Annotated in this window: 17 protein-coding genes and 1 other annotated feature; of the genes, 4 read left to right on the top strand and 13 right to left on the bottom strand. The window is 38.8% G+C overall.

Annotated elements, in window-relative coordinates; all coding sequences use genetic code 11:
* Window positions 1–190: 190 nt before the first annotated feature.
* From ACESOD_RS07645 to rplJ, 5 genes are all read right to left on the bottom strand, one after another.
* A complete protein-coding gene (locus ACESOD_RS07645) occupies window positions 191–448 on the bottom strand; it encodes a DUF896 family protein (protein WP_373094786.1) in 258 nt (85 codons plus the stop codon).
* A gap of 29 nt (window positions 449–477) precedes the next feature.
* A complete protein-coding gene (gene glyS, locus ACESOD_RS07640; RefSeq protein ID WP_373094784.1) occupies window positions 478–2,514 on the bottom strand; it encodes a glycine--tRNA ligase subunit beta in 2,037 nt (678 codons plus the stop codon).
* A 282-nt stretch (window positions 2,515–2,796) separates the two neighbouring features.
* The gene (glyQ, locus tag ACESOD_RS07635; protein ID WP_000038760.1) at window positions 2,797–3,714 is read right to left on the bottom strand and encodes a glycine--tRNA ligase subunit alpha; all 918 of its coding nucleotides are present in this window, start codon (window positions 3,712–3,714) and stop codon (window positions 2,797–2,799) included.
* Between the two features lie 406 nt (window positions 3,715–4,120).
* Entirely contained in the window at window positions 4,121–4,486 is a 366-nt protein-coding gene (gene rplL, locus ACESOD_RS07630; RefSeq protein WP_001196968.1) for a 50S ribosomal protein L7/L12, read from the bottom strand.
* A gap of 73 nt (window positions 4,487–4,559) precedes the next feature.
* On the bottom strand, window positions 4,560–5,060 hold the full coding sequence (gene rplJ, locus ACESOD_RS07625; RefSeq protein ID WP_001287269.1) for a 50S ribosomal protein L10: 501 nt from the start codon (window positions 5,058–5,060) through the stop codon (window positions 4,560–4,562).
* 38 nt (window positions 5,061–5,098) lie between these two features.
* Window positions 5,099–5,234, bottom strand: a sequence feature (ribosomal protein L10 leader region).
* 176 nt (window positions 5,235–5,410) lie between these two features.
* Between rplJ and ACESOD_RS07620 the strand changes: the two genes are divergently transcribed.
* A complete protein-coding gene (locus ACESOD_RS07620) occupies window positions 5,411–5,938 on the top strand; it encodes an ECF transporter S component (protein WP_001095969.1) in 528 nt (175 codons plus the stop codon).
* 18 nt (window positions 5,939–5,956) lie between these two features.
* Window positions 5,957–6,472 carry a transcription repressor NadR gene (locus ACESOD_RS07615; protein ID WP_373094781.1) on the top strand — a complete coding sequence of 172 codons (516 nt, stop codon included), beginning with the start codon at window positions 5,957–5,959 and terminating at the stop codon, window positions 6,470–6,472.
* Here ACESOD_RS07615 and ACESOD_RS07610 read toward each other — a convergent pair.
* From ACESOD_RS07610 to uvrB, 8 genes are all read right to left on the bottom strand, one after another.
* Window positions 6,469–6,936: an 8-oxo-dGTP diphosphatase gene (locus ACESOD_RS07610; protein ID WP_000085595.1), complete on the bottom strand. Its 468-nt coding sequence runs from the start codon at window positions 6,934–6,936 to the stop codon at window positions 6,469–6,471. The genes ACESOD_RS07615 and ACESOD_RS07610 overlap by 4 nt on opposite strands.
* A 22-nt stretch (window positions 6,937–6,958) precedes the next feature.
* Complete coding sequence (locus tag ACESOD_RS07605) at window positions 6,959–7,390, bottom strand: hypothetical protein (RefSeq protein WP_373094779.1); 432 nt, start codon at window positions 7,388–7,390, stop codon at window positions 6,959–6,961.
* Window positions 7,387–7,902, bottom strand: coding sequence for a hypothetical protein (locus ACESOD_RS07600; protein ID WP_373094777.1), 516 nt, complete (start codon window positions 7,900–7,902; stop codon window positions 7,387–7,389). Before ACESOD_RS07600 ends, ACESOD_RS07605 begins: the two co-directional genes overlap by 4 nt.
* Window positions 7,880–8,431 (bottom strand): hypothetical protein, encoded by a 552-nt coding sequence (locus ACESOD_RS07595; RefSeq protein ID WP_373094775.1) that lies wholly within the window; start codon window positions 8,429–8,431, stop codon window positions 7,880–7,882. Before ACESOD_RS07595 ends, ACESOD_RS07600 begins: the two co-directional genes overlap by 23 nt.
* Complete coding sequence (locus tag ACESOD_RS07590) at window positions 8,428–9,054, bottom strand: NAD(P)H-dependent oxidoreductase (RefSeq protein WP_373094773.1); 627 nt, start codon at window positions 9,052–9,054, stop codon at window positions 8,428–8,430. The genes ACESOD_RS07595 and ACESOD_RS07590 overlap by 4 nt, the downstream gene beginning before the upstream one ends.
* A gap of 94 nt (window positions 9,055–9,148) precedes the next feature.
* Entirely contained in the window at window positions 9,149–9,646 is a 498-nt protein-coding gene (locus ACESOD_RS07585) for a GNAT family N-acetyltransferase (RefSeq protein WP_373094771.1), read from the bottom strand.
* On the bottom strand, window positions 9,612–10,175 hold the full coding sequence (locus ACESOD_RS07580) for a GNAT family N-acetyltransferase (RefSeq protein ID WP_373094769.1): 564 nt from the start codon (window positions 10,173–10,175) through the stop codon (window positions 9,612–9,614). Before ACESOD_RS07580 ends, ACESOD_RS07585 begins: the two co-directional genes overlap by 35 nt.
* A 9-nt stretch (window positions 10,176–10,184) precedes the next feature.
* Window positions 10,185–12,173, bottom strand: a complete 1,989-nt coding sequence (uvrB, locus tag ACESOD_RS07575; protein ID WP_373094767.1) for an excinuclease ABC subunit UvrB — start codon at window positions 12,171–12,173, stop codon at window positions 10,185–10,187.
* Window positions 12,174–12,353: 180 nt separating this feature from the next.
* Here uvrB and ACESOD_RS07570 point away from each other — a divergent pair, with 180 nt between their 5' ends.
* Together ACESOD_RS07570 and ACESOD_RS07565 are read left to right on the top strand one after the other, a co-directional pair.
* Entirely contained in the window at window positions 12,354–14,528 is a 2,175-nt protein-coding gene (locus tag ACESOD_RS07570; RefSeq protein ID WP_373094765.1) for an ABC transporter substrate-binding protein/permease, read from the top strand.
* Window positions 14,528–15,268 (top strand): amino acid ABC transporter ATP-binding protein, encoded by a 741-nt coding sequence (locus tag ACESOD_RS07565; protein WP_049503260.1) that lies wholly within the window; start codon window positions 14,528–14,530, stop codon window positions 15,266–15,268. Before ACESOD_RS07570 ends, ACESOD_RS07565 begins: the two co-directional genes overlap by 1 nt.
* The last annotated feature ends 2 nt before the right edge of the window (window positions 15,269–15,270 follow it).

Raw genomic sequence — 15,270 nt, 5'->3', positions numbered from 1 at the left:
AATGAAAATCAAAGAGCAAACTAGGAAGCTAGCCGCAGGCTGTACTTGAGTACGGCATGGTGAAGCTGACGTGGTTTGAAGAGATTTTCGAAGAGTATAAAATTTAATACTAAAGGAACCTCTCTAGGTTCCTTTTTTTAAAACAAAAACTCGGTTAGATTTCCCTAACCGAGTTTTCTATATCTCAAAATTATGAATTTGAATCGTCAAGACTTCGACCATGTAAGCCTTTTTCCCGTTGTACCTGACGAAGTTTTTCAGGAGTCACATCATTTCCATCTTCATCTACGATTTTGATTCCTTCAATGTGATGACGAACAGAACGACGATAGCCTTCGATATATTCCTCACGAAGTTTAGCTTGTTCTACTTTTTCTTCTGCAGTCAAGCCTTCAGTTTTTTTCTTTTTCGCAAGCTCATTAATACGAGCGATTTTTTCTGGTGTCATATTTGAACCTCCAATCTACTTTTTAATTTCTATTTTGTATTAAGAAGATTAAAAGCAGCGACAGTTTTTGCTTTATTCACAAGTTCAGTTAGAATAGCTAGACGATTATTCTTAACATCAACATCCTCTGCCATAACCATTGTATTGTCAAAGAATGCATCAATAACAGGACTAAGAGCAAATAACTGCGTTAATTTATCACTAGCTGAACCTTTCAATTCTAGATTTTCTACTGCTTGAGCTAGTTCTTTTTCCTGTTCATTTTCAAAGAGACTAGTATCAACTTTGACTGAACCTTCTGCTTTTTCCGCTAGGTTAAAGGCACGAGATAAGGATTCAACAGCTGGTTTGTAGTCACTATTTAGAGATGCTTCTTTCAGTGCTTCTGCTGCTTCAATCATATCTGCAATAACAAAGTTTGAACTTGCAAGAACAGCTTCCTTAATATCTTTTGCAGTAGACCCCATCATCTTATCAACACGAGCTTTGATGAAGTTAAGCACTTCTTCTTGATTATCGTAAGTTAGGCTATCAAATGATAAAGCATAAAGGCTAGCAATCAATTCGTCCATTGGAATATTCCAGCCGAAGTCTTCCAAGATACGGACAATCCCTTGTGTTGCACGACGAAGAGCATAAGGGTCATTTGAACCAGATGGAATCAAGCCAACAGAGAAGAAAGATAAGAGAGTATCCAATTTATCAGCTAGTGCAAGGATAGCTCCGACTTTAGACTCAGGAAGAGCACCATCTGCAGAATCTGGAAGGTAGTGTTCACGAATAGCTTGTGCTACTGCTGCATTCTCACCAGCGAGAAGAGCATATTTCTCACCCATGATCCCTTGAAGCTCATCAAATTCACCAACCATACCAGTCAAGAGGTCAAACTTATAAATGGCTGCAGCACGAGCAAGGTCAACAGTTTCATCAACTGATAAACCTGCTTTTTCTGCCAAAAGGATAGCAATTTGCCCAGTACGAATCATGTGCTCACGAAGTGAACCAATCTTTTCATGGAAGGTTACGTGTGATAATTTAGCTACAAGATCTTCAATCTTGAGTTTTTGGTCTTCACGCCAGAAGAATTCACCATCTTCCAGACGTGCCACCAAGACTTTCTCATTTCCTCGGATGACATTATCCAGATACTCTGCATTTCCGTTACGAACAGAAATAAAGTTTGGTTTTAGATTTCCGTCAAGGTCACGTACTACAAAGTAGCGTTGGTGAGTTTCCATTGAAGTGACCAAGACTTCTTCTGGAACCTCTAGGTACTTAGGATCAAAATTCCCCATAAAGGCAGTTGGGTATTCAACCAAATTCAGAACTTCATTCAAGAGTCCTTCATCAATTTGAACCTGAACACCTTCTGCAGCTTCGATAGCCTTAATTTGCTCACGAATCATATTTTCGCGTTCAATGCTATCTGCAATAACATAAACTTTGCGCAGGTCTTCTTCATAGCTGTCAGCATGCTGAATTTCTACTTCGTGACCAAGGAAACGATGTCCACGGCTAACTCTTCCTGAATGAATATCTAAGAAATCCATATCGAGCGCCACATCATCCAAAAGAACTGTCAACGTATGGACTGGACGGATATATTCAAAGGTATTGTTTGCCCAGTGCATACTTACTGGGAAGCTTAAGCTAGCCAATACTTCTGGAATTCCAGCCAAAACTTCCTCAGCTGGTTTTCCAGCTTCATGCTTAGTTACGTAGACATATTCTTCACCCTTAATTTCACGGAATTCGATATCATCTACAGTCAAGCCTTTACCGCGGACAAACCCTTGCGCTGCTTTAGAGAAATTTCCTTCTGCATCCAAAGCAATTTTTTTAGAAGGTCCTTTAAAATCTTCAGTCAAATCCGTTTGTTGGTCTGCTAAACCAAGTACGCGAACAGCCAAACGACGTGGAGTTGAAAAAGTTTGAATTCCTTCGTATGAAAGACGGTTATTATCCAAAAAGGCTGCCATTTTTTCACCTAGTTGTTTTTCACTTGGTGTGACAACGTAGGCTGGTAACTCTTCGAGTCCTAGTTCTACTAATAAATTTTTTGCCATGTTTTTTCCTTTACAAAATTTCTTCTTTTTGATAGGCACCTTAGGTACTAGGGACGTTGCTAACTAACTTTGTAAGTCTGTGGGGAAATCTTCTGTCTTCTTGACAAAGATTTTCAACAGTCTCATCAAAGTGGATTTAGGCAACTGATTTTTGAACCCAACGTTTCAAAAATCCCCAGATATCAGTACGGCGGTGCCTATCCCTTTAGCAAGTCTTCGACTTGCCTCTGGGTGCCATACGGGCTCACTTTGTTCGCCCTATTTCTATTCTTATAACTGTTTTTATTCTTCCTCTTCTGCTAGAAGTTTTGCGCGCGTAGCTTCGTCAAGAAGTGGGTATCCAAGTTTTTTGCGTTCTGCTACGAATGTTTTAGCTACGACACGGGCTAAGTTACGGATACGAGCGATATAACCAGCACGTTCTGTAACTGAAACTGCTCCACGAGCATCAAGCAAGTTGAAGGTATGTGAACATTTCAAAACGTAGTCGTAGGCTGGATGCACAAGACCTAGTTCTAATGCACGTCCAGCTTCTTTTTCAAATTTTTCGAAGTTTTCAAGAAGCATGTCTTGATCTGAAACTTCAAAGCTGTATTTTGAATGCTCGTATTCAGGTTGAAGGAAAATTTCTCCGTATTTAACACCAGGAGCCCACTCGATATCGTAAACTGAGTCTACCTCTTGAATGTAAGAAGCTAAACGTTCCAAACCATAAGTAACTTCCGCAGTCACAGGCCCAGTTGCCAATCCACCGACTTGTTGGAAGTAAGTGAACTGAGTGATTTCCATACCATCAAGCCACACTTCCCATCCAAGACCAGCTGAACCAGTTGATGGGTTTTCCCAGTTATCTTCAACGAAACGAATATCGTGTTCCAAAGGATTGATTCCCAATTTTTCCAAAGACTCAAGGTAAAGTTCCTGGATATTTGATGGAGATGGTTTCATAACCACTTGGAATTGGTGGTGTTGATAGAGACGGTTTGGATTTTCCCCGTAACGACCGTCCGCTGGACGACGAGAAGGCTCAACATAAGCTGCGTTCCATGGTTCAGGACCAATGGCACGAAGGAAAGTGTAAGGACTCATGGTTCCCGCACCTTTTTCATTATCATAAGCCTGCATAAGCATACAACCCTGGTCATTCCAGTATTGTTGCAAAGTCAAGATAATCTCTTGGAAGGTTAGTTTTTTAGACATTATTAACTCCTTTTTTATCTAATTTCTTGCGACCTAGAATACAAAAAGAACCGTGTCTTTGCTCCTAAGTCAAGTGACCTAGGGGCGTCAGAAACGCGGTTCCACCCTAATTTATTACTTCATTATTTATAAAAAATATACCAAAAGCGCCACACTTATCTCTCAACCACCTGACTTCCACTACCACAGGCTCGCTTCGGATTTACTGATAAGATATTCTTTCTTGTCGTCTATTATAACAAAAAGGAATGAAAAAGTAAAATTATTTTATCACTAGTCCTATATATTTCTTAGCCAAATTAATTTAACTGCCCCTTTTATGTCCCTTTTTGAACAAAAAGAAAAACCACTAATCCTAAGACTAGCGGTTTAATCATGTTTTTAAGCTACGAATGTAGTTGCTCTATTATTTAAGAGTAACTGAAGCTCCAGCTTCTTCCAATTTAGCTTTGATTTCTTCAGCTTCTGCAGCTGCAACGCCTTCTTTGATGACACCTGGTGCACCATCAACAAGTTCTTTAGCTTCTTTAAGACCAAGACCTGTGATTTCACGTACAACTTTGATAACGCCGACTTTCTTGTCGCCTGCAGCTGTCAATTCAACGTCAAATGAATCTTTAGCAGCTTCTTCAGCACCACCAGCAGCAGCTACAGCTACAGGAGCAGCTGCAGTTACACCAAATTCTTCTTCGATAGCTTTTACAAGGTCGTTCAATTCAAGGATTGAAGCTTCTTTAATTTCAGCAATAATGTTTTCAATGTTCAATGCCATTGTTATTTCCTCCAAATAAGTTTATATTTTATGTTTATATTTTTGTAGCTAGGCTACGCTGCGTAGCTTAATATTAAGCTGCGTCTTCTTTGTTGTCTGCAACCGCTTTGACTGCAAGAGCAACGTTGCGCACTGGCGCTTGAAGTACAGAAAGGAGCATAGAAAGAAGTCCTTCGCGGTTTGGAAGAGTTGCAAGAGCAACGATTTCTTCTTTTGATGCGACAGCGCCTTCGATTGCACCACCTTTGATTTCAAGTGCGTCAGCGTTTTTAGCAAAGTCGTTCAAGATTTTCGCTGGAGCGATAACATCTTCGTTAGAAAATGCTACAGCAGATGGTCCAACAAATACAGATGCAAGTTCTGCAAGTCCAGCTTTTTCAGCTGCACGACGTAAGATTGAGTTTTTAATAACTTTATACTCAACTTCGCTTCCACGAAGCTCACGACGAAGAACTGTATCTTGTTCAACTGTCAAACCACGAGCGTCTACAACGACGATTGATGCAGCAGCTTTCATTTTTTCAGCTACTACGTCAACTAGTTCCGCTTTTTTAGCAATAATTGCTTCACTCATTAGTGTGTTCACCTCCGTAATTATTTTGCTTGGGGAATTTTTCCAAAAGAAAAACGCGCCCAAACCTAGACACGAAAGTACAATACGCTTCTTTTTACATGATACGTTTTGTCCTCGGTAGGATATTTATGAGTCGAGCTCCCCTACTGTCTTAGGCAGTTTTTTCAAACCGTATATAAGTATACCATACTACTTTGTTTAGTGCAAGAGTTTTTTGCTTATTTTTTAAAAATTTTATTTATTTTTTAACCTTATTTCCAGATAATCTCATCAAAAATAAATTTTAGTTCTTGACTTGTTTGATTTTTTATTGTACTATACAACTGTATATACAGTTAAAAGGAGTTATTATGAATACACAAAAGAAAACACAATTCATGACCTTGACCGCATTGCTAACAGCTATCGCTATTTTGATTCCTTTGGTGATGCCCTTTAAAATTGTCATTCCTCCCGCTTCCTACACTTTAGGAAGTCACGTTGCTATTTTTATCGCCATGTTTCTCTCACCATGGATGGCTATCTTTGTTATTATAGCTTCTAGTTTAGGATTTCTCATGGCTGGGTATCCGATTGTCATTGTACTTCGCGCCTTTTCCCACATATTCTTTGGAAGTCTGGGTGCTTTCTATCTTCAAAAACATCCTCAAACCTTGGACAATAAGAAATCTTCATTGATTTTTAACTTTGTACTTGGTTTGGTTCATGCTATTGCTGAAGTTTTGGCTTGTATGATCTTTTATGCTAGTACTGGAACTGACTTAAAAAATATGTTCTATGTCTTGTTTGTATTAGTTGGATTTGGTACTATTATCCATAGTATGGTAGACTATTACTTAGCCTTGGCTGTTTATAAAGCATTGAGAAAACGCCGTTAAGCGTTAAGAGAGAAGAATATGACAAAAAATCGAAAAGAAGCCCTTCTACAACTCTTAGAAAAAGCTCAAAAACCTCTAAACGGAAAAAGCTTAGCAGAACATTTTCATGTCACTCGCCAGATTATCGTTCAGGACATTGCAGTTCTTCGTGCAGACGGTGCTCCGATCTTATCAACCAATCGTGGCTATATCTATAAAGAGAATAAAACCAATCCTTATGTTCACAAACTGTTTAAAGTTAAGCACGAGATGGAAGAAATTGGTCAAGAACTTCTAGCTATCGTCGATAATGGGGGACGTGTTCAGAATACCTTGATTGATCATCCTGTCTACGGAGAAATTGAAACCTTGCTCAAACTCTCTTGTCGCCGGGACGTTCAGCATTTTTTAGAGCAAGTCGAAAGGTCTGACTTTAGACCACTTTCTGAATTAACAGATGGCGTCCATTATCACCTAGTCGAAGCTGAAAACGAACAAGACCTTCTCTATATCGAGAAGGCCTTGGATAAATTAGGTTATTTAGTAAAGGATTAGAAGGTTTTCTTTTCCCATCCATCTTCTGTACGGTGACGATAGAAAAATTCTGACTTATCAGGAGCTTCCATCATCTCCATCAAAGGTAACATATCATAGGCCAGATCCAAGTTGGGAATCTGGTCTTTTTGTACCCAGGACACTTCTCCTTCTTCAGATGATTGGAGAGTACCGGTGAACTCAGTCGCTTTATAACAAAAAACAATATAGCGTTCACCCGAATCTAAAGGCCAATTTTTTATACCGACCAGTTGAGGATTTTTAATAGTCAGACCTGTTTCCTCGTAAATTTCACGAATAACAGATTCTGCAAAAGCTTCTCCATTTTCAACATGACCTCCTGGAAAGGCATAGCCAGACCAGCGATTGGTTTCAGGCGATCGATACTGCATAACCACGCGCTGCTTTTCAAGGTCTTCTATTAGACAAATATTAGTTAGAATGGTTAATTGTGCACGAGACATACATAGACTCACTTTCTAATGTTTAATTTTCTACATACTTAACTTTAGACTTCATAATCAAAGGATTAATCAAGTCATGATATTCATGAATTTCATGGAGCATGTCCCCTCTGATAATTCTAATTTCCTTATCTTTACTATTCACCTGATAGTCTATATTGATAGGCATAGATGAATCTGGAACCATGGAAAAGAAGAAAAATGTCATGAACCAGATCAAGAGAGCAATGAAACCGCTGAGAGTCTGAAAAATTAGATGATGCCACTGAAAAATTCTCGTTTTATAAAAAATGGTCCATGGTTGGATAAATAAGGTCAAGCAAAGACCAAAGAACCAGAGATTCCACAAGACTGGTGTAAAAGCTAAACCAAAGAGGCCTAAGATAAAATGAATCAGTACAAATACTAGGCACAAAAGATAAATAAACCTAAATACAGTTAGATGTTTCATCATGATTGACTCCTTTTCTTTTCAATATATTTCATTACTAGAGTTAAAATAGATGCCAAACTGAAAAAGATCAGATAAGTTGCAATAGGAAACCAGATGTAGCGGTGATCTAGGGATAAGAGAGAAGGTAAAATTCCTTTACTATTTTTCCCGCCAATACCAATAAAGAGATGAACCACTAGACCGATACTGTTAAGATAGATAAATAAATCTGCATATCTTTTTATTGTCATCCTTGTCTTAGACAAGTCTAGGAACCAATAGTCAAATAATCGATACACCAAACAAAAAAGATTTATATATATTGGAAAACTATAGCTGATATCTCTGTATGGCGACGGAATAGGAAGACTTTCAAAAATTAGATTCAGACCTAGTCCTATTGCTAGGATAAGACCAAGGACCAGGAAAAATCCTAATAATTTATGAGAATCCATCCAAAGCCGAAAACTTTCTTTCCTTGGGTAATTCTTTTTTGTATTTGAATTACTTTTATTTGAATGTATTTTCCCCATTATTTTCTTCCTCCTTTTTCTTTTCAATATGCTTGGAAATTATAATTGTCACAATAGGCAATAGAAAGAAAATAAAATAAGTAACGAGGGGAAACCAGATATATCGATAGTCTAATGCCCATATCGGAAGTAATCTTCTTCCTCTTTTAGAGGTCATCCCAATCGTTAACTGTAATACACAAGCAATTCCGTTAAGATATAAAAACATTTCTGCAAAATTTTGCAAGGAAATCCAGTCTTTTCTAAAGGTACGAAGGAAAGAATGATAAGATGCATTCACCAAAAGAACGATATTTAAATAAAGTGGAAAACTATAATGCAGTTCCCGATAGGGACTTGGAATAAGGGTTGTTCCGTACAATAGAAATAATATTCCTAGAGCTGAAAACAAAAGAATGCTTGCATCAAGGATCCAGGCAATTGTTGAATGTTGCACAAACCACAGATTCATGCGGTCCAGTAGACCAATCTTTCGCTTTGATTTCTGGTGTTTTTTTAATGTTTTCTGTCTCTTACTTTTTTGTTTCATGATAGTTTCTTCACTTCTGCCGCTACCTTTTGGAGATGCTTTTCACGCATACTTGCTGTATTCACATCCCGTCCAACTTCACCTAGTACGCACACGCGCTTGGTTTTAATCCCACAGTGATTCAAGACCGCATTTTTCAAAACAGAGATGCCATAGCTATCTGGAATGTTGATAGGACCCGAAAAGATTTTGTACCACCAAGTGGGCGCCATGGAGGTTGCGTAAATACTGGCTGTTGTCCCTTTTAATAACTTTTTAAACTGCTTGCCTCTAAGGTAATTCCAGATAAAACTCCCCTGATCATTAGCAGAGTAAGCAATCCCCGGTGTAAAGACCCGGTCAATCCAGCCTTTCATGAGACTAGGCATACTACTCCACCAGATAGGATAAATAAAAATGAAATGATCTGCCCATTGGATTAATTCCTGAGAACGAAGGATAAAAGAATCTTCTTCCATACGTTTTCGATAGCCGTAGCGAAGAACAGGATTAAAGTTCTCTTCATTAAGGTTGATGACTTCAACTTCATGGTGCTTTGAATCAATATTTTCTACAATGGTTTGAAAAATTGCTTGACAGTAACTTTCCTTATCAGGGTGTCCATTGATGACCAGAATTTTCATTCATCTTCTCCTTCATCTCTTTGTTTCATTCTATCTATTTCACTTTTTATACTTGATTAATTGATAATGGTTCAAAGATTGATAGATACTTCCTTTAGGAATTTTTATTTGAAGAACACATCATCCGCAATTCCTTAACAGGTTTTCCAAGTTTAAGTATTTTTTCTTGGCCATCAAAAGTAAAACCTATTTTTTGATAGAAAGCAATGGCTCGCTTATTATCTTTCAATACCCATAAATAAATTTCAGAGAAATGATCGAGAGCAACAAATGCAGCATGCATTAGCTGTTCACTCACACCTTTTCCATAGTAATCTTTTAAAACATATAAGGCTATGATTTCACCAGCTTGAATGGCCTCATCACGAAAATTTCCATAGCTGATAAATCCAACGACCTGCTTTCCATCCATAGCAATCAAGGTATTTTCTGGATACTTTTGACTAAAGAAACGACATCTATCTAATGTCATCGTCTCCTGAAATTCCGCGGGTAAAAGATCGTCATAAGCCTCTCTCCACGTTTGCCAATGAACGAGGGATTTCCCTTCTATCTCTTCAGGAGTTTCCATCTGTTTGATAGTGATGACCATTTGCTTCCTCCCATTCTTCTCTCAAAATGCCGTATTTAATACTATCATAATAAACACCTTGATAATAACGAACTTTTGGAATATGAGCTTCTTTTTTCATTCTTAGTTTTTCAGCCAATTTCATCATACCAAAATTTCCTGACCAAGTTGTCAAACCAAGATGCTCCAACTCCAAGTAATCCTGAAATGTCCGATCTATCCACTGTAGCATAGCAGCTTTTCCAATTCCAGAGTTCCAAAATTTGTTATCATAAATACAAATTCCCAATTCCATCCATCTTGTTTCTTTACATACCCAGTAGCGCGAAACAGTCCCAACTAGTTTATCATCAACAAAAATACCAAGGCGATTTGAGTTGTTTAGAGTGGATGCTAATTTTTGTAGTTTAAATTCTTGAAAATTAGGAAAATACTGATAATCGTCATAATAGGGAGCGTCATACTGCTTCCAAATTGGATTAGATTGTGAATAAGCAATTTCCCACAAAGGCACCAAATCTTCTTCTATTAGTTTTCTTAAATCGAGCATATTTATCCCTCAATCCAAAGCCTTGACTTCCAGCATCATATCACGAATCTGAGCTGCGAGTTCAAAGTCAAGCACTTCGACGGCTTCTTGCATTTGTTTTTCCAGTTTCTTAACCAATTCCTTGCGTTCTTGTTTGTTAAGGCTATTGATATCGACTTCCTTGTCCTCTTCTTTAGCCACAGTTTTGGTAACAGAAATAAGATCACGGATTTCCTTCTTAATAGTTTGTGGCACGATACCGTGTTCTTCATTATAAGCTATCTGAATCTGACGACGGCGGGCCGTTTCATCGATGGCTTTTTGCATAGATTGAGTCATAGTATCAGCATACATGATGACATGACCTTCACTATTACGAGCTGCACGTCCAATGGTCTGAATAAGACCACGCTCATTTCGGAGGAAGCCTTCCTTGTCAGCATCAAGAATGGCTACGAGACTCACTTCAGGTACGTCAATTCCTTCACGAAGGAGGTTGATTCCGACCAAGACATCAAAGACACCCAAGCGCAGGTCACGGATAATCTCTGTTCGCTCTAAAGTCTTGATATCCGAGTGCATGTATTTGACCTTGATACCCATTTCCTTGAAGTAGTCGGTCAAGTCCTCTGCCATTTTCTTGGTCAAGGTTGTGATAAAGGTACGTTCATTTTTCTCAACACGGGCATTGATTTCACCTAGGAGGTCATCAATCTGTCCCATAGTTGGACGCACTTCCACCTCTGGATCCAAAAGACCAGTCGGACGGATAATCTGCTCAATGACAGTATCGGTTTGTTTCATCTCATAATCACCTGGCGTCGCTGAAACGTAGACAATCTGATGAACATGACTTTCAAATTCTTCACGACGAAGAGGACGGTTATCCAAAGCAGACGGCAAACGGAAACCATAATTAACCAACATTTCCTTACGTGAACGGTCTCCATTATACATCCCCTTAATCTGTCCCATGGTCATGTGACTTTCATCAATCATAATCAAAAAATCATCAGGGAAGAAATCAAGAAGCGTATAAGGAGGCTCTCCTTCACTCCGCCCATCCATGTGACGTGAGTAGTTCTCGACACCATTGGTATACCCCATCTCACGTAACATCTCGATATCGTACTCTGTCCGTTGTTTCAAGCGTTGCGCTTCAAGGAGTTTGCCTTCTTTTTCAAAGATAGCTAACTGCTCCTCCAATTCAGCCTGAATCTTAGCAATAGCTACTTCCATGTGGTCATCATTGGTCACAAAGTGAGTGGCTGGGAAAATCGCCAAATGGTCCACTTCACCGAGGACTTGACCAGTTAGAGCTTCAACCTCCCGGATGCGATCAATCTCATCTCCGAAGAACTCAACACGGAAGGCATGCTCATCACGAGATGCTGGGAAAATCTCCACCACATCCCCACGAACACGAAATCTTCCACGCTGGAAATCAATGTCATTACGCTCAAATTGAATATCGACCAATTCATTAAGCAGTTTATCACGAGAAATTTCAAGTCCTGGGCGCAAACTTACTACACTATCAGCATATTCCTTAGGAGAACCCAAGCCATAAATACAAGATACAGATGCTACAACGATGACATCGTTACGCTCCAAGAGCGCTGATGTAGCGGAGTGACGAAGTTTATCAATCTCATCGTTGACTGAACTATCTTTTTCGATATAAGTATCACTAGAGGGAACATAAGCTTCAGGTTGATAGTAATCATAGTAGGATACGAAGTACTCGACCGCATTCTCTGGGAAAAATTCTTTGAACTCCCCATAGAGCTGGCCTGCTAGGGTCTTATTGTGGGCGATGACTAGAGTTGGTTTATTAACTTTGGAAATCACCTGACTCATGGTATAGGTTTTCCCTGTACCAGTCGCCCCCATCAAGATTTGAGCTTTTTCACCACCCTCGATGTTATCTACCAACTGCTCAATAGCCTGCGGTTGATCCCCAGATGGTTGGTATTTGGATACAAGTTTAAATTTGTTGTCTGTAATTCTATTGATCATAATTGCCTCATACACATTTTCTATCCTTCTATTTTACCATAAAAAGGATCGACTTACTGATTCTCAACTTCTTGCCACTTGGCACTTCATGTCATATTTTCTTACATCAAAACACTAAATATTTGCCAACTTTTTTATTTTCTGCTATAATGGGTAAATATTCTAAAAAGGAGACTAATCATGAAGAAAAAAATCCTTGCATTTTTATTATTTTTATTTCCCTTATTCTCTTTAGGCTATGTTAATGCGGACACTATCAAGATTGTTAGTGATACAGCTTATGCACCCTTTGAGTTTAAAGATACAGACCAGACTTATAAAGGAATTGATGTCGACATCATCAATAAAGTAGCTGAGATAAAAGGATGGAATATCCAAATGTCTTATCCAGGCTTTGATGCTGCTGTCAATGCGGTCCAAGCAGGGCAAGCAGATGCGATCATGGCTGGTATGACAAAAACCAAAGAACGTGAAAACGTCTTTACCATGTCTGATACATACTATGATACAAAAGTTGTCATCGCAACGACTAAGTCTAACAAAATCACTAAGTATGAAGAACTCAGTGGTAAAACTGTTGGTGTTAAAAACGGTACTGCCGCACAACGTTTCCTAGAAAGCATCAAAGATAAATATGGTTTCACTATCAAAACCTTTGATACTGGTGATTTGATGAATAACAGTCTCAGTACAGGTGCTGTAAATGCCATCATGGATGACAAACCAGTTATCGAGTACGCTATTAACCAAGGGCAAGATCTCAGTATCAACATGGACGGAGAAGCCGTTGGAAGCTTTGCTTTTGGAGTTAAAAAAGGTAGCAAGTACGAATACCTAGTTACAGAATTTAACGAAGCTTTAGCTCAGATGAAAAAAGATGGTAGCTTGGACAAAATTATCAATAAATGGACAAGTTCTTCTAAAACTAGTTCACAAGTAACTTCTCTCACTTCTACTACAAGCGCAGGGCAAAAAGCTACTCCAGTCAAATCAAAATACGTTATCGCAAGTGATTCTTCATTTGCACCATTTGTTTTCCAAAACTCAAGCAACCAGTACACTGGTATTGATATGGACTTGATCAAGGCTATTGCCGAAGACCAAGGTTTCGAGATTGAAATCACCAACCCAGGTTTTGACGCTGCTATTAACGCGGTCCAATCTGGTCAAGCTGATGGTATGATTGCTGGTATGTCTGTTACAGATGCTCGTAAAGAAACCTTTGATTTCTCTGATTCTTACTATACAGCTAATACTATTCTTGGAGTTAAGGAATCAAGTACCATTTCTTCTTATGAAGATTTGAAGGGCAAAACCGTTGGTGTTAAAAACGGTACTGCTTCTCAAACCTTCCTAACTGAAAATCAAAGTAAATATGGTTATAAAATTAAAACCTTTGCAGACGGTTCATCTATGTATGATAGCTTGAACACTGGTTCAATTGACGCCGTAATGGATGACGAACCAGTTCTTAAATACTCTATCAGCCAAGGACAAAAATTAAAAACACCAATCGAAGGTACTCCAATCGGTGAAACTGCTTTTGCAGTTAAAAAGGGAAGCAATCCTGAATTGATTGAAATGTTCAACAATGGTCTTGCAAATCTTAAAGCAAGTGGTGAATTCCAAAAGATTCTTGATAAATACCTTGCAACTGATTCAACAAGTGAATCATCAACTGTTGACGAAACTACTATCTTGGGCTTGTTGAAAAACAACTACAAACAACTCCTAAGTGGACTTGGAATTACCCTTTCTCTAGCTTTGATTTCCTTTGCAATTGCGATTGTTATCGGAATTATCTTTGGTATGTTTAGCGTTAGTCCTTATAAATCACTTCGTCTTATTTCAGAAATCTTTGTCGATGTGATTCGTGGTATTCCATTGATGATTCTTGCTGCCTTTATCTTCTGGGGAGTTCCTAACTTTATCGAATCTCTTACAGGCCAACAGAGTCCAATCAATGACTTTGTCGCTGGTACAATCGCCCTCTCCCTAAACTCAGCGGCTTATATCGCTGAAATTGTACGTGGTGGTATTAAGGCTGTTCCTATCGGACAAATGGAAGCTAGTCGAAGCCTTGGTATCTCATACAGTAAAACCATGCGTAAGATTGTCTTGCCACAAGCAACCAAACTTATGCTTCCAAACTTCGTCAACCAATTTGTTATCGCACTTAAAGATACAACTATCGTATCTGCAATCGGTTTGGTCGAACTCTTCCAGACTGGTAAGATTATCATTGCTCGTAACTACCAAAGTTTCAAAATGTATGCAATTCTCGCAGTCTTCTATCTTGTGATTATCACTCTTCTTACTAGACTTGCAAAACGCTTAGAAAAGAGGATTCAATAATGGCTAAATTAAAAATCGATGTCGATAATTTACATAAACAATATGGTAAAAACAAAGTCCTTAAAGGAATCTCAGCAAAATTCTATGAAGGAGATGTTGTTTGTATCATTGGACCTTCTGGTTCAGGTAAATCAACTTTCTTGCGTAGCTTGAATCTCCTTGAGGAAGGTACAAAAGGTCATATCACAGTTAATGGTTATGATTTGACGGATAAAGCAACCAACGTGGACCACGTTCGTGAAAATGTCGGAATGGTTTTCCAGCACTTCAATCTTTTCCCACACATGACGGTATTGGAAAATATCACTTTCGCTCCAGTAGAACATAAGTTGATGACTAAGGCCGAAGCTGAAAAATTGGGAATGGAACTCCTTGAAAAAGTTGGATTGGCTGATAAAGCTAATGCAAATCCTGAAAGCCTATCAGGTGGTCAAAAACAGCGTGTGGCTATCGCTCGCGGTCTAGCCATGAACCCTGATATTATGCTCTTTGACGAACCAACTTCTGCCCTTGACCCTGAGATGGTCGGTGATGTTCTTAACGTTATGAAGGAATTGGCTGAACAAGGTATGACTATGATCATCGTAACCCACGAAATGGGATTCGCCCGCAAGGTTGCCAATCGAGTTATCTTTACTGCAGATGGTGAATTCCTTGAGGACGGTACACCTGACCAAATCTTTGATAACCCACAACATCCGCGTCTTAAAGAATTTTTAGACAAGGTTCTAAACGCCTAGAA

The sequence above is a fragment of the Streptococcus oralis genome (genome assembly GCF_964238205.1).
Classification (GTDB): Bacteria; Bacillota; Bacilli; order Lactobacillales; family Streptococcaceae; genus Streptococcus; species Streptococcus oralis_CZ.
This window is presented reverse-complemented; position numbering and strand designations above follow the sequence as displayed.